Below are 17,092 nucleotides of genomic sequence, written 5' to 3'. Positions count from 1 at the left end.
CGGAAGCACATTTTGTATGGAAAACGCCAACCTATGGCACCGCCTTAACGGTGAGCAATACATCACTTCGTTGAGCTTTAAATTGTTTCGTGTGGTCGAAAGTCAAGAACAGGTTGCAACCACTTTAATAACCGACAACCAAACGGAACAAAGCATTTTGGAACAACTCATTGAAGGCAGTAAACCGACTCAACCCGAGTCACTTGCCAGCCGACATTACTTGATAAAAACCCCTTTTCGATACCCTCCTTTAAAATACGGATCTCGCTTTGGTAGCGTTTGGGAGCCCAGCCTGTTTTACGGTTCAAAAACCGTTAAATGCGCATTGGCCGAAGTGGCTTATTATCGCTTTCGATTTCTTTATGATTTGGAAAACAGCGAAGCCATAACACGACACAATATTCAATCGTACCATTCGTCGTTTTACGTCAACTGTCACTCCGAACGAGCGATTCAACTCAACGAGACGCCGTTTCGTGATTTTCAACACGACCTGTGTTCCGTAACCAGCTATATTGGCACGCAACAACTTGGCAAAGATATGCGTAGCAATGGCGTTGAGTTATTTTCATTTACTTCAGCACGATGTGAGGAAGGCATTAATGGTGCCGCTTATGATCATCAGGTGATTAAATCCCGTGCACCAATGAAAATGGAAAACTGGCAGTGTTTAACACAAGAAGAACGTGTTGTTTTTCATAATACCAAAGCTCAAACTTCGCAAACGTTTAGCAAAGAGCAATTTTTGGTGAATGGCGAATTTCCAATTATTCGGTAATGCGCTCTAGGTTTCAAACAGAGCGCATTACCTCATTGATATTTATTGACTCACTAAAATAATATTAAACATTTGCGCATTATCGCCCGGAGACTGTCCCACGCAGCTGATAATAGCCGTTCCCGTGTTGAGCGCATCACTATCCGTCATGCAAGCCAGCGCTCCGTCGCTACCGCCCGTTGCAATATTACCCGTGATTAATCCGGTACCTAGAGCATTGGGTGTACCATCAAGTGTCGCCGTCGCACTTTCATTTGAAAGCGTTCCAGCGATCATATCGGTAATTAAATTTGCTGTGCACACGCCTTGTGAGCAACTTGCCGCTATCGGTGATATTTTTTCCCCGCTCGTCATGTTGTCGTCAAATAAAATACCCGCGTAATCGCCATCTAAATCACTGGTTGCCGATAATGATGCTTGACCTAAACCGAATATAAAGGACGCTTCGCTTGGATTCGCTTCATTCGTATTAATGAGTGCGCCTCCATTTTCCGTAAGGTACATGACACCGTCTTGTACCGTCATTATGCCATCCGAGCAACTCCCTTGCCCTAAAGCCATTTCACCTTGTGACTCAAAGTTATTCGCCAGCGCATATCGTGATGGCAATACCGCAGAAGAATCCGCTGCCATAAACTGAAACGTTCCGAAAAAGTCTCGGCCCACCTCATCAGCCGAAGTTGACGCAGGTTTTTTTACCATCACCCAATTTGCATCGTAATCGGAAGTGGGACAGCTGCCCGCAGTAACCATTGCAATGAGTTGATCATCACCAGGACTTATTGGCATTAAGAAAAAAGCGTAGCCAGGAATTTCTAAAGCGAACGCTTGATCGCCTGCAGTTGGCGCATCATTTCCCGTTGCCGAAGAAACCGTTAAGTGCAAAAAGCCTGTTGATAATGTGGTATAGGTGCCGTTTACGGTTAAGTCGACAGGCGAGTCTGATGTTGCGCGTCGCGTAATAACAAAATCGCCATCGTCTTCTAAAGTGACATCCCAACGCGAACCGGAACCGACATACTCGTCTGAACCGACGGTGTCTTGTGGAGGTGGTGGATCATCGTCATCACCATCAAGACAGCCTAACAATACACCACAACCTAATACACAACCGAAAAATTTAATCAAAAACGACTTCATAATCACACTCCTACTTTTAACTCGCAAGGTCAATTATAGAAGTTTCTCGGGTACTCACGCTCTAAACTATATTATTTCTAAACATAAAAAAGTCGTGTTATGACATAAAAAAAAATAAGAAATTTGAGTTACGCGATATGACTAGCCTCCCTCGCCTTTTCTGTACCGTCAAAATCATTCGCATTTGCAAAACCAAAATCTTCCAATATTGAATACAAACAAGGTATCACAAACAACACCAACAGCGTCGATGTTATTATTCCGAACACGATACTGGTTGCTAAAGGAATTAAAATTTGCGCTTGTAAACTGGTTTCAAACAGTAATGGCGTCATACCAGCAACCGTTGTAACCGAGGTTAATAAAACCGCACGAAATCGATCGTAACTTGCTTTAGCAGCTGCGTCGTGAACCGATAATCCTTCAGCCACACGACGCTTCACAAATTGCACCAACAAAATGGAATCGTTCACCACAATACCCGCCAGCGAAACAAACCCTAAAGCCGATGGCATGGTAAAATTCAAGCCCATCAGCATATGCCCCCAAATGACACCAATTAACGCTAATGGGATCGCTATCATCACCACCAAGGGTTCAATGTAACTTTTAAATTGAAACGACAACAATAAAAACACACCGATGATTCCAAGAATAAAGGATTGCCCCATCGATTGTTGCGTCACGGCGCCGTTTTTAATTTCACCTTCAAAGCTGATCGATAAGTCTGGAAATTGTTGTTCAAATTGCGGCTGCCAACGTTTTTGAACATCTGCAATTACTTTTGCCGTATTATTTTGCAACGGATCAATATCACCATATACTGTAACCGCCCTTTGATTATTGACTCGGCCTATGCGTGAGTAACCTCGAGTCGGTAAAATATGTACAAGGTTAGAAAGCGGGATTACCACACCACTTTGCGGATGCACAATACCAAATGTATCCAAGTCGGAAAAATCGTTACGTGAAGACTCCGACAACATTACGGTGACGTCGTAAGTTTCTAAACCACGATGAGTTTCCAAAACTTTTACCCCTTGAAACGCCGCACGCATTTGATTGGCAATGGTTTGTGCATCAATACCTAAGCTGTAAGCCCCCGGCTTTAAAGTTAAACTGAACTCTGGATTACCGGGCCGTAAATCATCGAGAACATTATTGACGCCCGGATACCCCGCTAACCACTGCTGCAATTGATAAGACGCCTCGCTGAGTTGTTCAAACGCATCACCGTATATTCGAACTTCAATGGCGCGACCGCTGGGCCCTAACCCCGGCTCTTTGATAGAAATAGTTTGCGCATCGGCAACCACCCCCATTCGTTTACGCCATTCATCAATAATGTATTGGAGCCGAGTGTTGCGCTGCTCAGCCGTAAGTAAATCCACACTGATAGTAGCCAAGTGTGGCCCAGACTCCTGCGCATCCGAGTTCACGCTGTACTCGACACTTACCGCTTTAACCAATGGTTCCGATTCATCGATTGAAAAATGTTCCGATGACTCTTGAAGGGCTTGTAAACTTTGCTGCACCACTTTCTCGGTTCGGGCAAGTGGTGTTCCTGCTGGCATAAGAATACGCATTTGAAGCATGTCGCCTTCGATAGCTGGGAAAGCAGAAAACTTTAATATTCCCGTTACCAACATGCTCATAGAAAAGATTAACAGCGCTATTACACCACCAATAAACGCGTATCGATATCGAATCAAAGTTTCAACCAAATTGAAAACCTTCAGACGCCATTGTTCGAAGCGAGTGTTAAATTGAGTCCGAAATGCCGATTCTTCTTTTTTGTGTGCGTGCGATAACGAATGATTTAAATGACTCGGTAAAATTAAAAACGCTTCAATCAGAGAGACGCTGATTACCGAGATCAAAACAATAGGGATCACTTTTAATATTTGGCCAAGATCCCCTTCAATAAAAATAAGACCAATGAAAATACACAGTGTTGTTAAAAAAGAAGAAAAGACACCGCTGGCCACCATTTTAGTACCGTCAACCGCGGCTTCTAAAGGTGATTTACCATGACGTATTTGGCTGGCAATGGATTCCGAAATAACAATTGCGTCGTCCATTAAAATGCCCAACGCCAGTAGCAATGCCACCATAGAAATCATATTAATCGTGATGCCGAAATAACTCAGTACAAAAAAACTCATTAAAAAGGAAACCGGCAATCCCATGACCACCCAAAAGGCGTAACGAATAGTAAAAAATAACCACATCACACCAAACACCAGCAACAAACCTTGCCAAGCATTGGTACCTAATAATTGAATGCGATCTTTGATGATGCTGGTCGCATCTTGTGTGAGCTGAAGCGTTACACCTTCGGGTAGTTTAGCGCTGGCTTTATCGATAAATCGCTCCACCGCAGATAAAACATCCAAACTATCGTCGATACTGTTTTTATTGATCTTTAACAATGCCGCCGGTTCGCTGTTAAATAAAATTTTATCTTCGGCCAACTCAAATGTATCGACCACTCGACCAATATCACCCATTTTAACTTCGCTTCCTAGTTCACCACGAAGTATTACCAGTTCACTGAGTGTTTGTGCACTTCGGCGTTCATCGTTGAAACGCAACTGTACCTCACGAGATGTCGTTTCTATTGCGCCTAATGGTAAGTCGATATTTTGCGAGTTAATGATATTAATCAATTGATGTAAGCTTAAACCGTAATTTCGCAAATTGGCTTGCGAAACTTCAATGCGAAGTTGGCGCTCAGAGAAACCATCAATTTCAACCAAAGGAATTTCTGGTTCACGCAATAACTGCTGTTTCAATTGTTCGGCTAAATTTTTAAGCTCACCGCGGGGTATATTGGCGGTCAATGCAATGGCAATAACATTTTGTGTTCGCCCACTTTCTTCGATTACTGGCGCTTCAGCTTGTTGTGGAAACTCCTTAATTGCGTCTACCGCTGATTTTACGTCGTCTTTAAATTGCTTAAAGTCGCCTTGTTCTAACATTTTAATGGTCATGATTCCAAGGCTGTGGCGCGCTTGACACACTTTTTCTTCCACGAAACTGATACCGTCCAAAGCGTCTTCCAGATTACGGCAAATCTCCAACTCTACATCTTGTGGAGCCGCTCCGGGATAAGCAACGGAAACTTCAACGCTCCAACGCTTGACCTCCGGAAACGTTTCTCGTTTGAGTTGTGGCAAAGTCATTATCCCTAACACTAAAAATAGGATCATAAGCAAATTAGCGGCTGTGGGATGGGCAGCAAAGTAGCGGATCATTGGGCTTGCTCCATCCAGCGTATCATTTGTTGCTGTAAGTGTTCATCGGGGTATGGAGCCACTGGCATATCATCAATCGCTGGAAAAACATCCGATGTGATCAACCAATCGCCTGCGCTCAATTCGCTTTTTACCAATGCCAATTCATTTTGCAGCTGCAAGTTGCGCAACGATTTTCGTAAAAGTTTTTGCTGATCGTTTACCAGATACACTTGTTGTTGATGTAACGCAGCGCGAGGAAAAGCAATATACATCTGAGGAGCCCCGCGTAGTTCCACTTCCATATACATACCTTCTAACAACGGTGGCCGCACGCCAGGCTTAATGTTTTGATAACTACCACTGACACTGACCACCACACCCAAAGTTCGACTTTGCGGATCCAGATTATCAACCAGACGCTCCACTTCGGCATCCCAATAGTCAAGTTGGGTACCTGCGACTTTCACTTTGGCGGTTAACCCAAGGCTTTGCATTAATTGTCGAGAAGTCGATGACCCACCACTGGCAAAAGGTTGTAGTTGCTGCTCCTGAAAACCAGTGGCTAGTTCTCTAAATTGCTCTAATGCAAATTGCGCATTGATCAACATTTTTTCCATACTGAATGCATTAAACAGTGTGGAGCCTGTTGCGACATATTGTTCCTGTTCAACGGCGACCAAACTAATGCGCGCATTAAAAGGTAATCGCACTTGAGTACGGTTCAAGTTGCGTTGGTTTTGCTCTACCTTAGCGCTGGCAATCGCGATTTGGGCTTTGATCACTTCGAGATCCGATGGCAACGTTGTTTTGGCATTTTCCAACTTTTGGACTTCTTGTTGTTGCTGAAGAACGTTTTGTCGCTCAGCATCAAGATTGGATTGTGAAACAGAGCCGCTGGCTCGCAACTTCTCCAGTCGCTTTAACTCTTTTTCGCGAACACTTAATTTTTGCTTCGCTAACTTTAATTCCAACTCATTATTTTTTATGGTCAGTTCCATTTCTTTTAGGTTAGCCTGATTTGCTAATAAATCGGCTTGTGCCTGTTTAAGCGCTAATTGATAGTCTTTGTCGTCTATTTGCACCAGCAAAGTATCTTTCGGTAACACCGCACCTTTTTTTAGTTCGGGATGAACATACACGACGCGTCCACTCACCTCCGCCTTAGCGTCGAGTTTGCGATCCGGCTCAACATTACCGTATCCAATGATGATGGGCCGTAACATTCGTTGTTCCAGTTTGATCACATGAACCGCCGGCGCTGGCTTTTGTTCTGGGTTGTGTTGCATATCCGGTTGTAGCGAAACAACCACCCATGTAAGGATAACGCCGAAAAATATAAAAGCTGGCAATGCCAACTTATGCTGAAACCATTGCTGCATTGCTCATATCTCCTTGTTGCAACCGGTGACAAATAATTGATAAATATGCTCTGCCCACTCAGGACTCTCGATGTAGCTGGCAGGAATTTTCCAAATTTCTTCACGAACCGGTGTTGCCACGACCGGCATCATGATCAAAGCCATTAAACTGAATGCGGCATCCCGCGCATTGAGGTTGGATCGAAAATGCCCCGCATCAATTTCGTTTTGGATCAACCGTGGTAAAAACTGGGCCATGCGTTTTGGCATGCGTTGTAAAAACGCATCTTTTAACTTGGAATGCCCATGCAACACTTCATCGTGAATGAAGCGCACCATTTCTTTTCGATGGCACACCATTGTAAGCATACGCTCGATAAACCCACGGATAGGATCCGGTTGACTGATTAACGACTGCAGTTGTGCAAAATGCTGTTGAGACATTTGATCAATCAACGCAATAAACAAACCTTCTTTGTTACCGAAGTAATATCGGACCATGGCGGAGTTGACACCAGCACGCTCGGCAAGTTCTCTTATCGTGACACTTTTAAACGATTTTTCACTCAGTAAATCACGCGCAGCGGCCAGTAGCCGCTGTTTTTGTTGTTGCTGTTTTTCGCTATCGACAGGACGACCACGAGATGCATTCATGACGTTCAGCACATTTAATTAATCAACTGTGTAATTAAATCGAAAAACACCGATGAACGCAACAAAAACTTGCTTAAAAACCATTCAACTTCACCACCCCAATTCAAAAAAACAGCACTTTGAGATAAACAGCAACAAAAATTTCCTTTTAAAATCAATGGGATTATTCACCTGTTCCTTCTGATCTCTTTGCTGTAGCATCCCGCGCCCTTTTTCAATTACAAGGAATAAAAAATGCGTTTAACCCTACTTTTCGTCTTCATTTTATCTTTTGCATCCTGGACTCAAGCTGCAGACTTTCAGATCCCATCTTTGTCTCGGTGTTTGGCCGATATGAGTCCCGCCAATACAGCCGACGATAAAACCTGGAACCTGTTTACCGACTTTTATTACGAACTGGAAGACAAACGAGATTATGCCGCGCGCGCAGTGAGTGAACTGGCGAAAACCTTTTCTGACAAAAATTCAGAATGCCAAACATTTAAACAACCGATGAACCGGTCTACCATTGTGTGTGAAACGATTGCAGGAAGTACGGTATGCCGTGTGCCCAGTGATGCAGGCGAATTTATCGTTGTTCGTGATTATGTGGACTCCACCAATATCGTGTTAACCGAATACGACGATTACTCCGCATTTCCACAGCTAACAACCGAAAATGACTACCAAAGCCTTTGGATGCCTCAACCCGAACTTTGCTACAGTGATCTATTAGGTAATTTAAACGACAGTTATGCTTTTAATCTGAATGTTGACCGCTATGTGGCCTTTCGCGATTTGCGTTATGTGATGGCACGTGCCGCTCGAGATCAGGTCGAAACCCTGGCTCAAACTTCATCGACTTGTACTTTTGCAACCGCGGATCACCCCGCCCATAAAATGCAATGTATGACTCGAATCAACAAGCCTAGCATTTGTGGTTTACCGACAACTGGCGGTGGTTATTTTATTTTCGTTACCGACGCTGACAATCAGCTTCATTTAATATTCAATCGCTGGGATTGATTTTTAAAATCACAATAACTAAGCTCGATCAGTGGTAAGCGATTAAAGCATTATTGCCTGGACCATAGGTGATGTTTTTAAGCTACCACGATCGTATGCCAACTAAGTTATTCCCTATGATACTAGAACAGACGCCACATCACATTCGATTGGATTTTTCCACACCGCGCCGTGTGCTCAGCTCGGCTGTATACAACGGTGGTTTATGTATCGCACAGCGTGTGTTCAATAAAAAAGTGAATGATTCCGACGCCTTCACGCAATCGCCACAACAATATTTACAAACCTATTGCGAGCAAAACGATTGGCAAGGTGTCAGCGTAGGCTTAATGACTTCTGCCCCCATAGAGTCTTTACAAGTTGTACAAGAATATCGACAGGGCGTTGAGCTGATGGTACTGGTTACTGTGGGATTATCGCATCCACGCCGCGCAGGTGACACCGCAGATGTTCAAACGTTTCACTCGCAAATGGTAGCAGGCACCATTAATACCATTATTTGCACCTCAGCAACGTTTAGTGAACCGGCAATGGTAGAAGCGATAATGATCGCCAGTGAAGCAAAAGCGGCAGCGATGCAGGAGTGCCAAGTCATGAGTCCGCTTTCGAACCAAATGGCGACAGGAACCGGAACGGATGCCACGGTATTTGTAAACGGATATGATACACCCACGCTCGATTACTGTGGAAAGCACCTATTAATGGGCGAATTGATAGGTGCCATGGTAAAAGACGCAACCATTCGCTCTATTCATTGGTCACAAGAGGAAATGGCAGAACCTCGTTGATATGATCTTTTTTAAGTGCCAACATCAATAATCGATCCACTCCCAACGCAACGCCACTGCATTCCGGTAGCCCCTGCTCTAGCGCAGCAAGAAAACACTCATCGATTTCGGGCTGATTGATACCCATCGCACTTCGCTTTTTATGATCGTCGATGAATCGTTGTCGCTGTTCTTTGGCATCACACAACTCCCAAAACCCATTCGCTAACTCAATGCCCCGACAGTAGACTTCAAAGCGACCAGCACAATCCGATTGATTGGGAAGTAATCGCGCTAATGCCGATTGACTGGCAGGAAAATCGTAGACAAAAGCGATTGAGTTTTTTCCTAACAGAGGTTCAATTTTTTCTGCAAACAATAACGTTAAATAGTCATCACGAAACAGTTCTTCCGTTAAAGGACCAAACGCCTGCTCAGCTCGATTTCGTAAATCCAAGTCAGATATGGTAAAAGGATCAAGCTGTAAATTGTTGATAAACACATCTCGATAGCTGAAATTTTCACGTTGTCGAATACCCGAAATGTGTGAAACCAAGTCGAAAACTTCATCCATCAATCGATGATGACCCCAGCCAACTCGGTACCACTCAAGCAAGGTAAATTCTGGTTGGTGCTTGCGTCCCACTTCATCGCTGCGATAGTTTTTCGACAGCTGATAAATATCACCAATACCAGCGGCCAACAGTCGTTTCATTGCGTATTCGGGTGAGGTTTGTAAATAGAGTTTTTGCTTTCCCATGGTCAGCGACAAAGCCGTCATATAAGGATCGGTGACGGTATGCGGCATTAACGCAGGGGTATCCACCTCCATCACATTTCGTGAGTAAAAAAACTCGCGAATTTCTCGCAATACGTTTGCTCGTTGCTGTAAATTTCCAATCGATGCGGATGGCTGCCAAGGTGTCATGATTTACTCCATTCACCGTTCCATTAAAAAAGGGCAGCGATGCTGCCCTTTTTTTAACGCTTGTTGTTTAGTTGGCTCGACTGACGTAATCACCAGTACGAGTATCTACTTTTATCTTATCGCCAATTTGAACAAACAGAGGAACACGCACCACGGCACCGGTATTAACTGTTGCCGGTTTATTTCCACCGCTTGAAGTATCGCCTTTTAATCCGGGATCGGTGTCGGTAACTTCCACCACAACCTGATTGGGTGGTGTGATCGAAATCGGTCGCCCATCCCATAAAGTCACCTGACACGAGTTTTGTTCAATCAACCACTTGGCATTATCACCTATAGCTTTCGCATCGGCAGCAATTTGCTCATAAGTATTGGGGTCCATAAAATGCCAAAACTCACCATCGGTATAAAGGTATTCCATATCGGTGTCCATAACATCGGCACCCTCAACACTCTCTGTTGATTTAAATGTACGCTCGACCACTCGGCCCGACAATAAGTAACGGAGTTTGGCACGCGCAAAAGCCTGGCCTTTTCCTGGACGAACAAATTCATTTTCCACAATCACGCAAGGCTCGCCATCTTGCATAATCTTTAGGCCATTTTTAAATTCATTGGTATTATACGTTGCCATCAAACACCTCAAACATGCGGGCCCATACACCTTAGTCGCATTGAACCGCCGAGTAATATCGTAGTGAATAAAACAGCAATTTTACCCTGTAACCCACCTCTTTGTCACAGCTCTGATTGGAAAAAACAACTGGCTACGGCTATCACCGAGCCCAAGCAGTTACTCAAACGTTTGAACCTGACCGAAAAAGAATGTGGTAACGGCGATGCAAACCAATTGTTCAAGTTGCGCGTTCCGGAAGCTTATGTGTCTCGCATGGAGGTCGGAAACCCTCAAGATCCGTTGTTTTTACAAGTGTGGCCTCGAAGTGAAGAGTTCGAACATCAGGAAGGATTTACGACCGACCCATTGGAAGAGTCCCGCCAGAATCCCGTTCCGGGAATGCTACACAAATACGGCGCGCGAGTGCTCACTATCACCGCCGCGAGCTGTGCCATTAATTGCCGGTATTGTTTTCGGCGTCATTTTGATTATCCGGATCAAGTACCTGGTGACAGAATTTGGGAACAGTGGCGAGACTATATTCAACAACATCCAGAAATCGATGAGGTGATTTTAAGTGGCGGGGAACCTTTATTGCTCAGTGATGAAAAGCTGAAACGCTTACATGATCTGCTGGCTTCTTTGCCCCAATTACAAAGGCTGCGCATACACTCGCGTTTGCCACTGGTGATTCCGGATCGGATCACAGACACCCTACTCGCTCTTGCCGAGCAATCACCTCTGACTTGGGTACTGGTGTGGCATATTAACCATGCCAATGAAATTGACACTGCCGTAGCTAATGCAGCAAAACGTTGCCAGCAAGCAGGTATTCGTCAACTGAATCAGTCGGTACTGCTTCGTCAAGTGAATAACACAAGCGATGCCCTGTGTGATTTGAGTGAACGGCTGTTTAAGGTGGGCATTCAACCTTATTACCTGCACTTGTTGGATCGCGTACTTGGTGTGCATCATTTTGAAGTAAGCGAAGTCGATGCCGTAAACCTGCACAATCAAATGCTGGCCCGACTTTCAGGCTATCTGGTTCCTAAACTGGTAAGAGAAGTGCCCGGTGAAGCCTCGAAAACACCGTTTCGTCTTTAAATATTGACCAGATATCAATCAATTAGCTCATTAACTTGATTTTAGGTTAATAATTAATCAGTGTTCATAGAGACACTTAGCATCAATTATGAATGTCTCAAAGAAGCGATTTTCAGCAGTTTTTCGTGACATTTGGCAAGCTTTGAACTATTCATTAAAGGTAGCACAGCTATTTCTTCTTGAGATTGAACTCAGAAAAAAGGCTGTAAAATAGGCAGTTTACGGCTAATATATATGTGTTTTAAAACCTCATCGATCAGTGCACAACATCAGGGACAAGTAGTATGATCCATGGAAAACTAGGGCTTAGCATTCGCGAACCAGAGGCCATGAAATCCAGTCTGGTGGGTAAACTTACGCCCAAGCACGTCAGTCGTTGGCTGGAAACTTTGCCCATTGCTAATATTTCCGACTCATCAAAACGACTGTATCAAATACTGCTCGAGTGTAATAAGTCGACATTGGATGACGACGATCGATTTAAAATTCTTTTGGCTTTACACACTCCGGTACAGTTGGTGTTGAAATCACTCTCTCGCCATTTTACCGGTCACACCTTGAATCTATCCGACAAACAAAAAAAGGTTGCCGCGCTGGTTCAGGCCATTCATACCGAAATGGCGATCGGCTTTAAATTTATCATTGAACATCAAGCCGAATCACCCAGTCTTTTAAAGAAAAGCATGCTGCACCAGTCTTTGTTTTTGGCGCTGGAATACCTGTCGTTGACCGTTGTTCGCTGCTATCAGGTGTATACCGACGTACCTTCGCGAATATGGAAAGAAATCAACACCATTTACCGCTTTGCTCTAGAGCAAAAGCTGCACACTAAAAACTGTCAGTTCGAAGGTTTTCAACACGAACACTCGATAGAAGAGATTTTCAAAAAAATTGCACTCTTATCGATTGCCAACCCTTATCAATTGCGACAGCAAGAAATTGAAGCCGTTTTTAACGGTTTACAACGCTATGTTGAACATTGCAAATTGGAAGTATCGAGCCGTTTCGATAACCGTTTTGTGATCGATCTTAACCAACCATTGCCACCGATTCATCAGGCTTTAAGTAAAATTCGTCCAAGCCGCTTCTGTTTTGCAATGAACCTCGATTTTGTTGTGCAAGAACTGCAAAAAAGTTTGAAAGAAAACAAAGAATCACTCCGTGAAGAAGTATCAATTGGCGGGCTTTCCGTTCGCCTGACGCGCCATTTGTTAAAAAACTGGGCACACCTGTCTTCACGAAATTTTGCTCGCACACCTTGCGATGGCCATCTTAAGGTTAGCGTTGGATTAACAGCCACGTTTCAAATTCTTTCTGGCTTCGGATTGGAAGAAGACGAAGTAGAGGAAGTCGAACCCGAAACCCTGGCACACTACGAAGGCAGTTTGCAAAACGCGACTCTGGTTGAAGATCAGGCAACTGTGAACATGCTTGAAAAATTCGGCAATCAAAGTTTTTATAACGAACCGACCGGTGAAGACGTTTGGGCCAAACTTTATCGCCCCAAACAAGCGGTTCCGGAAACCAATGAAATTGATTACGCCGCCGCCTTTGGCAAAAGCGATATCGGCCAGCTCAACCAAAATTACGATCTCATCGACGTTGACATCGTTAATATCAGCCCCGGGGGGTATTGCATAAGTTTCGGTGGACAACCACCGCAACACACTCAAACCGGTGAAGTCATCGGCCTAGTGGAAACTGAAGCCAATGGCGATGAGAGTTGGCACATTGGTGTGATCCGCTGGATAAAACGCTCCAAGCAAAATCCAGGTATCCAACTCGGCGTACAATTGATTGCCCCTGGTGCAAAACCCGTTCAGTCACAAATGCGCAGCGGTAAACCGAATGGTCAGGTTTTTCAAAATGCGTTACTCTTACCTGAGCTAAAAGGTATCGGCCAGCCAGCAACTCTAATCACCAACCCGGTCTTCTATGCACCGAAACAAAAAGTTACCGTGGTTGATGGCGATGAAGTCTATGAAGCACGCCTTACCAAGTTGGTATCCTCTTCGCAGGGCTACCGCCAGTTTTATTTTGAGCGCTTGAGTACGCTCAACGAAGGACCAGCAAAAAAATTAGCCAACGATATGAATGCACAAGATGATGGGTTTGAAAATGTATGGGATCTGATTTAAGTCACCTAATCTCAATGGAACTGGATCACATTTTTTCACAAAGGCTTAAAGTAATTTCTCGGTGGAGCGGTTCCTAAGCCGCCCGATCTCAGCTACAATCTCAATAGATCCCTGATAATTCGATACTTATTGTCGAACCGAGCTCCAACTGAGTCCAATAACATCAAAGGAAAGTCTGCGCTTCAATGGCCAATAACGAGATTAAGCCCGTTCACGTATTAATGTTGGAACCATCCTCTAACGATGCTGAAACCATGATCACCACATTGCGAAATCATGGATATCCGGTACGGGCCACTCAAGTGATCAAGGAGGACGATTTACAAGAACACTTGGCACGTCAATCTTGGGATCTGTGTTTGACGCGCGCCGAAGTAAAAGGCTTAAACGCAACACGAGTCATTGAGCTCATCGATGAGCACGGTCGTGATGTTCCCGTCATATTGGTCACCGATGAAGACAACGAGTCCGACTTAATTTCTGCTTTGAAAGTGGGCATCAAAGACGCCGTGCCATTTGCCAGCCAGGAACGCTTGTACCTGATCGTCAAACGAGAACTGGAAAACCTCGATCAACGAAAACTGCGCAAAAAAGCGGAGCTGCAATTGGCAGAAACGGAAAAACGCTGCAGCTTGTTACTCGATAGCTCACAAGATGCCATCGCTTATATTCATGATGGAATGCACATCTATGCCAACCAATCTTATGTCGAGCTCTTTGGCTTTGAAGATCCGGACGAGCTCCTCTGTATGCCCGTCATGGATATGATTGCATCGAACTGCCATGATGACTTTAAAAACTTTCTTCGGCAATACGCCAAAAACCCATCGAATAATCACTTTGCATGTCAGGGAATTAAAGGTGATATGTCTGAGTTCGATGCAATACTCACCTTGTCTAATGCGACCTACGATAACGAAGCTTGTACCCAAGTGTTAATAAAAACCACCAGCGACAGTGCAGAGCTGGAAGCTAAGGTGAAAGAGCTCAGTGCGCAGGATGTGCTAACGGGCCTTTACAATCAAACCTACTTTCAAGACAAACTTGACGAAATTATTAGTGTCAGTAGTGAGTCTGGCCAAAGAAGACACCTGTTATTTATTGAGCTGGATCAATACGAATCAATCGAAAAAGAATTCGGTATTACCGGTTCCGATGACATAATCACCGACTCTGCCAACTGGTTGCAGCAGCAAGCCGATGACAGTGCTATATTGGCGCGTTTTGGTAACGAATCGTTCATGGTCTTACTCGAAGAAGAATCGATCGAGCAAGCAAAAAGCTTTGCTGAAAACCTTTGCAAGCAGATTAAAAAGCACCTCTTCGAAATTGAAGGCAAAACCCTGAAACTTACATTGAGTATCGGTTTGGCTCCGGTAGGCGATCAGGCCTCGAATGCACGCGATGTGATTTCTTTCGCGCACTCTGCGTGTCAGCGAGTGGTCAAAAATAAAGGGGATGGCGTTAAAGTCTTTAACAAGATGGTGGATCAAGAACGCTCGGAACACAGCGAAATGATCGAGAAAATTCATGACGCGATTGAAACAGGTAAGTTATATCTTGTGTATCAACCCATCGTTAAATTACATGGCGATGAAAAGCCGCTGTATCAGGCTTTATTAAGAATGAAGACCGACAAAGGTGAAGTGTCCCCTGGCGAAATCTTCCCTATTGCCGAAGCTTCCGGCCTGGCGGCTAAATTGGATCGCTGGGTATTGATGCAGTCCATTAAGCAATTGCATGGCAGCAAAACCAAAGCCTCTGTTTTTATCCATCTCTCTTCTGCTGCATTAACCGATGAAGGTATCGTATCTTTTATTTCTGATTTGTTGAAAAGCAGCAAACAACCACCGACTTCATTGGTCATCACAGTAAAAGCAGACGATGCTATGACCTATTTAAAACGCGTAATACTAATGGCAAACGCATTACGTAAAATTAAAGTACAGGTTGCTATTAGCCACTTACGCAACAGTGCGGAACACTTTACATTATTGGATCAAATTATTCCTAACTACGCAATCAGTGAAGGTGAGATCACCTTGGGTCTTTCAGAAGGTGGTGACGCCATTTCCGACATCACTCAAATTTGTAACGAAGCGCATCAACGAGATATTGCCACGGTTACACCAAAAGTTGAAGACGCCGCCAGTTTGGCCGCATTATGGCCATTAGGTGTGGGTTATATTCAAGGATTTTACTTACAGGCCCCAATGAAAGAGCTGAATTTCGACTTTTCATCCACTGAGTTCTAAATTAATACTTAATGCCTACAGCGGCTACCACTCAACCGACCTGTTGCTTTAACAGTTGTAACAAATCCCCCATTTCGGGTTTAACAATAGCGGCTTTCGCTGCCGCTTTGACTTTCGGCTTGGCATCAAACGCGATGCCAAGACCAGCCACTTGCATCATCGGTAAATCATTTGCACCATCCCCGATAGCCCAAACTTCACTCGCTTCTAGGGCTAACACCTGCTTTAACCTTAAGAGTTCCGCACGCTTTGCATTTCCATCGACAATATTACCCACGACTTCACCGTTAAGACACTCATCATTAACGGCCAACTCGTTCGCCAACGCGTAATCAAATCCCAATTGCTTTTTTAAAGCTTCTACAAAAGGTATAAAACCACCGGATACCACGGCTAACTTAATGCCTTGTTGTTTTGCCCAGTCCACCAGCTCTCTTACGCCCGAAGTGAAGGGCAGCTCTTGAGTCATCGATTGAATTTCCAGTACCGACAACCCTTTTAACACCGCGACTCGCTTACGAAGACTTTGTGAAAAATCCAATTCTCCTCGCATAGCTGACTCCGTAATTTCAGAAACCTGCTGGTAAAATCCACAACGCCTGGCGAGCTCGTCAATACACTCCATTTGAATCAGCGTTGAGTCCATATCGAACACAAGCAACTTTGGTAATTGATGTCGGGCTTCTATAGGTTGAATCGCGTAATTGATTTCGGATTGCGCCAGTTTTACGACCAACGCATTCAGTAAATCCGGAGTGACCTCCGGAAAAAGCCACTCCGTAGTTTCGGTTCGCATAATGCGCCCAAAACAAGGCGTGTTATGTTCTGCAAGAACTTCGAGTAACGCAGTTGCAATCGCCTGATTTTCGGGCCACATACGCAATGACCAGCGGTAATCAGCGACGATGGCTGTTTCTTGCCACCGCGATGCTTGCCAAAGAAAATGTTCGATGATTGCTTTTTGCGGTTTATCCATCATGACAAAAGTTAAGCGTTTCTATAAATTTGCGACCAGTGTACCATCCCTTAGCAATGATTGCCCTCATCTTAAAAAGTCCTCATAATTCCTTTAGAGCATGTTTTTCAAATTAAAAAAAATCAGACATTATA

13 protein-coding genes are annotated in these 17,092 nt (G+C 44.3%); 6 read left to right on the top strand and 7 right to left on the bottom strand.

What is annotated here, in order from left to right:
- Positions 1-16: 16 nt before the first annotated feature.
- Positions 17-778, top strand: coding sequence for an RES family NAD+ phosphorylase (locus ACTUJY_RS04655; RefSeq protein ID WP_463614895.1), 762 nt, complete (start codon positions 17-19; stop codon positions 776-778).
- Between the two features lie 42 nt (positions 779-820).
- Here the strand turns inward: ACTUJY_RS04655 and ACTUJY_RS04650 are convergent, their stop codons facing one another.
- The 4 genes from ACTUJY_RS04650 to ACTUJY_RS04635 all read right to left on the bottom strand — a co-directional run bounded on the left by ACTUJY_RS04650 (position 821) and on the right by ACTUJY_RS04635 (position 7,169).
- Positions 821-1,918, bottom strand: a complete 1,098-nt coding sequence (locus ACTUJY_RS04650; RefSeq protein ID WP_463614894.1) for a hypothetical protein — start codon at positions 1,916-1,918, stop codon at positions 821-823.
- A 128-nt stretch (positions 1,919-2,046) separates the two neighbouring features.
- Positions 2,047-5,175: an efflux RND transporter permease subunit gene (locus ACTUJY_RS04645; protein ID WP_463614893.1), complete on the bottom strand. Its 3,129-nt coding sequence runs from the start codon at positions 5,173-5,175 to the stop codon at positions 2,047-2,049.
- Positions 5,172-6,536 (bottom strand): efflux RND transporter periplasmic adaptor subunit, encoded by a 1,365-nt coding sequence (locus ACTUJY_RS04640; RefSeq protein WP_463614892.1) that lies wholly within the window; start codon positions 6,534-6,536, stop codon positions 5,172-5,174. The genes ACTUJY_RS04645 and ACTUJY_RS04640 overlap by 4 nt, the downstream gene beginning before the upstream one ends.
- Before the next feature lie 3 nt (positions 6,537-6,539).
- Positions 6,540-7,169, bottom strand: a complete 630-nt coding sequence (locus ACTUJY_RS04635) for a TetR/AcrR family transcriptional regulator (RefSeq protein WP_463614891.1) — start codon at positions 7,167-7,169, stop codon at positions 6,540-6,542.
- 234 nt (positions 7,170-7,403) lie between these two features.
- Between ACTUJY_RS04635 and ACTUJY_RS04630 the strand changes: the two genes are divergently transcribed.
- Both ACTUJY_RS04630 and ACTUJY_RS04625 read left to right on the top strand, forming a co-directional pair.
- Entirely contained in the window at positions 7,404-8,174 is a 771-nt protein-coding gene (locus tag ACTUJY_RS04630) for a hypothetical protein (protein ID WP_463614890.1), read from the top strand.
- A gap of 71 nt (positions 8,175-8,245) precedes the next feature.
- Positions 8,246-8,962 carry an adenosylcobinamide amidohydrolase gene (locus tag ACTUJY_RS04625; protein WP_463614889.1) on the top strand — a complete coding sequence of 239 codons (717 nt, stop codon included), beginning with the start codon at positions 8,246-8,248 and terminating at the stop codon, positions 8,960-8,962.
- On the opposite strand, the gene epmA is transcribed toward ACTUJY_RS04625, so the two are convergent.
- Positions 8,922-9,869, bottom strand: a complete 948-nt coding sequence (epmA, locus tag ACTUJY_RS04620) for an EF-P lysine aminoacylase EpmA (RefSeq protein WP_463614888.1) — start codon at positions 9,867-9,869, stop codon at positions 8,922-8,924. The two genes, ACTUJY_RS04625 and epmA, sit on opposite strands and share 41 nt — an antisense overlap.
- A gap of 67 nt (positions 9,870-9,936) precedes the next feature.
- Positions 9,937-10,503: an elongation factor P gene (efp, locus tag ACTUJY_RS04615; RefSeq protein WP_463614887.1), complete on the bottom strand. Its 567-nt coding sequence runs from the start codon at positions 10,501-10,503 to the stop codon at positions 9,937-9,939.
- Between the two features lie 63 nt (positions 10,504-10,566).
- Between efp and epmB the strand changes: the two genes are divergently transcribed.
- The 3 genes from epmB (at position 10,567) to ACTUJY_RS04600 (ending at position 15,982) form a co-directional block, all read left to right on the top strand.
- Complete coding sequence (epmB, locus tag ACTUJY_RS04610) at positions 10,567-11,589, top strand: EF-P beta-lysylation protein EpmB (protein WP_463614886.1); 1,023 nt, start codon at positions 10,567-10,569, stop codon at positions 11,587-11,589.
- Positions 11,590-11,873: 284 nt separating this feature from the next.
- Positions 11,874-13,727 (top strand): hypothetical protein, encoded by a 1,854-nt coding sequence (locus tag ACTUJY_RS04605; protein WP_463614885.1) that lies wholly within the window; start codon positions 11,874-11,876, stop codon positions 13,725-13,727.
- Positions 13,728-13,912: 185 nt separating this feature from the next.
- Entirely contained in the window at positions 13,913-15,982 is a 2,070-nt protein-coding gene (locus ACTUJY_RS04600) for an EAL domain-containing protein (protein WP_463614884.1), read from the top strand.
- A 31-nt stretch (positions 15,983-16,013) separates the two neighbouring features.
- On the opposite strand, the gene serB is transcribed toward ACTUJY_RS04600, so the two are convergent.
- Positions 16,014-16,961, bottom strand: coding sequence for a phosphoserine phosphatase SerB (gene serB / locus ACTUJY_RS04595; protein ID WP_463614883.1), 948 nt, complete (start codon positions 16,959-16,961; stop codon positions 16,014-16,016).
- Positions 16,962-17,092 lie beyond the last annotated feature (131 nt).

This window comes from Pleionea sp. WD8-19 (assembly GCF_055326765.1).
The sequence above is the reverse complement of the archived record's forward strand: the minus strand, read 5'-3'. Positions and strand labels throughout refer to the sequence as shown.

Coding starts and splice junctions, on each gene's coding strand:
- efp (WP_463614887.1), bottom strand. CDS start 10,503: ATGGCAACGTATAATACCAATGAATTTAAAAATGGCCTAAAGATTATG.
- ACTUJY_RS04635 (WP_463614891.1), bottom strand. CDS start 7,169: ATGAATGCATCTCGTGGTCGTCCTGTCGATAGCGAAAAACAGCAACAA.
- epmA (WP_463614888.1), bottom strand. CDS start 9,869: ATGACACCTTGGCAGCCATCCGCATCGATTGGAAATTTACAGCAACGA.
- ACTUJY_RS04605 (WP_463614885.1), top strand. CDS start 11,874: ATGATCCATGGAAAACTAGGGCTTAGCATTCGCGAACCAGAGGCCATG.
- ACTUJY_RS04640 (WP_463614892.1), bottom strand. CDS start 6,536: ATGCAGCAATGGTTTCAGCATAAGTTGGCATTGCCAGCTTTTATATTT.
- serB (WP_463614883.1), bottom strand. CDS start 16,961: ATGATGGATAAACCGCAAAAAGCAATCATCGAACATTTTCTTTGGCAA.
- ACTUJY_RS04655 (WP_463614895.1), top strand. CDS start 17: ATGGAAAACGCCAACCTATGGCACCGCCTTAACGGTGAGCAATACATC.
- ACTUJY_RS04600 (WP_463614884.1), top strand. CDS start 13,913: ATGGCCAATAACGAGATTAAGCCCGTTCACGTATTAATGTTGGAACCA.
- ACTUJY_RS04645 (WP_463614893.1), bottom strand. CDS start 5,175: ATGATCCGCTACTTTGCTGCCCATCCCACAGCCGCTAATTTGCTTATG.
- ACTUJY_RS04625 (WP_463614889.1), top strand. CDS start 8,246: ATGTTTTTAAGCTACCACGATCGTATGCCAACTAAGTTATTCCCTATG.
- ACTUJY_RS04630 (WP_463614890.1), top strand. CDS start 7,404: ATGCGTTTAACCCTACTTTTCGTCTTCATTTTATCTTTTGCATCCTGG.
- ACTUJY_RS04650 (WP_463614894.1), bottom strand. CDS start 1,918: ATGAAGTCGTTTTTGATTAAATTTTTCGGTTGTGTATTAGGTTGTGGT.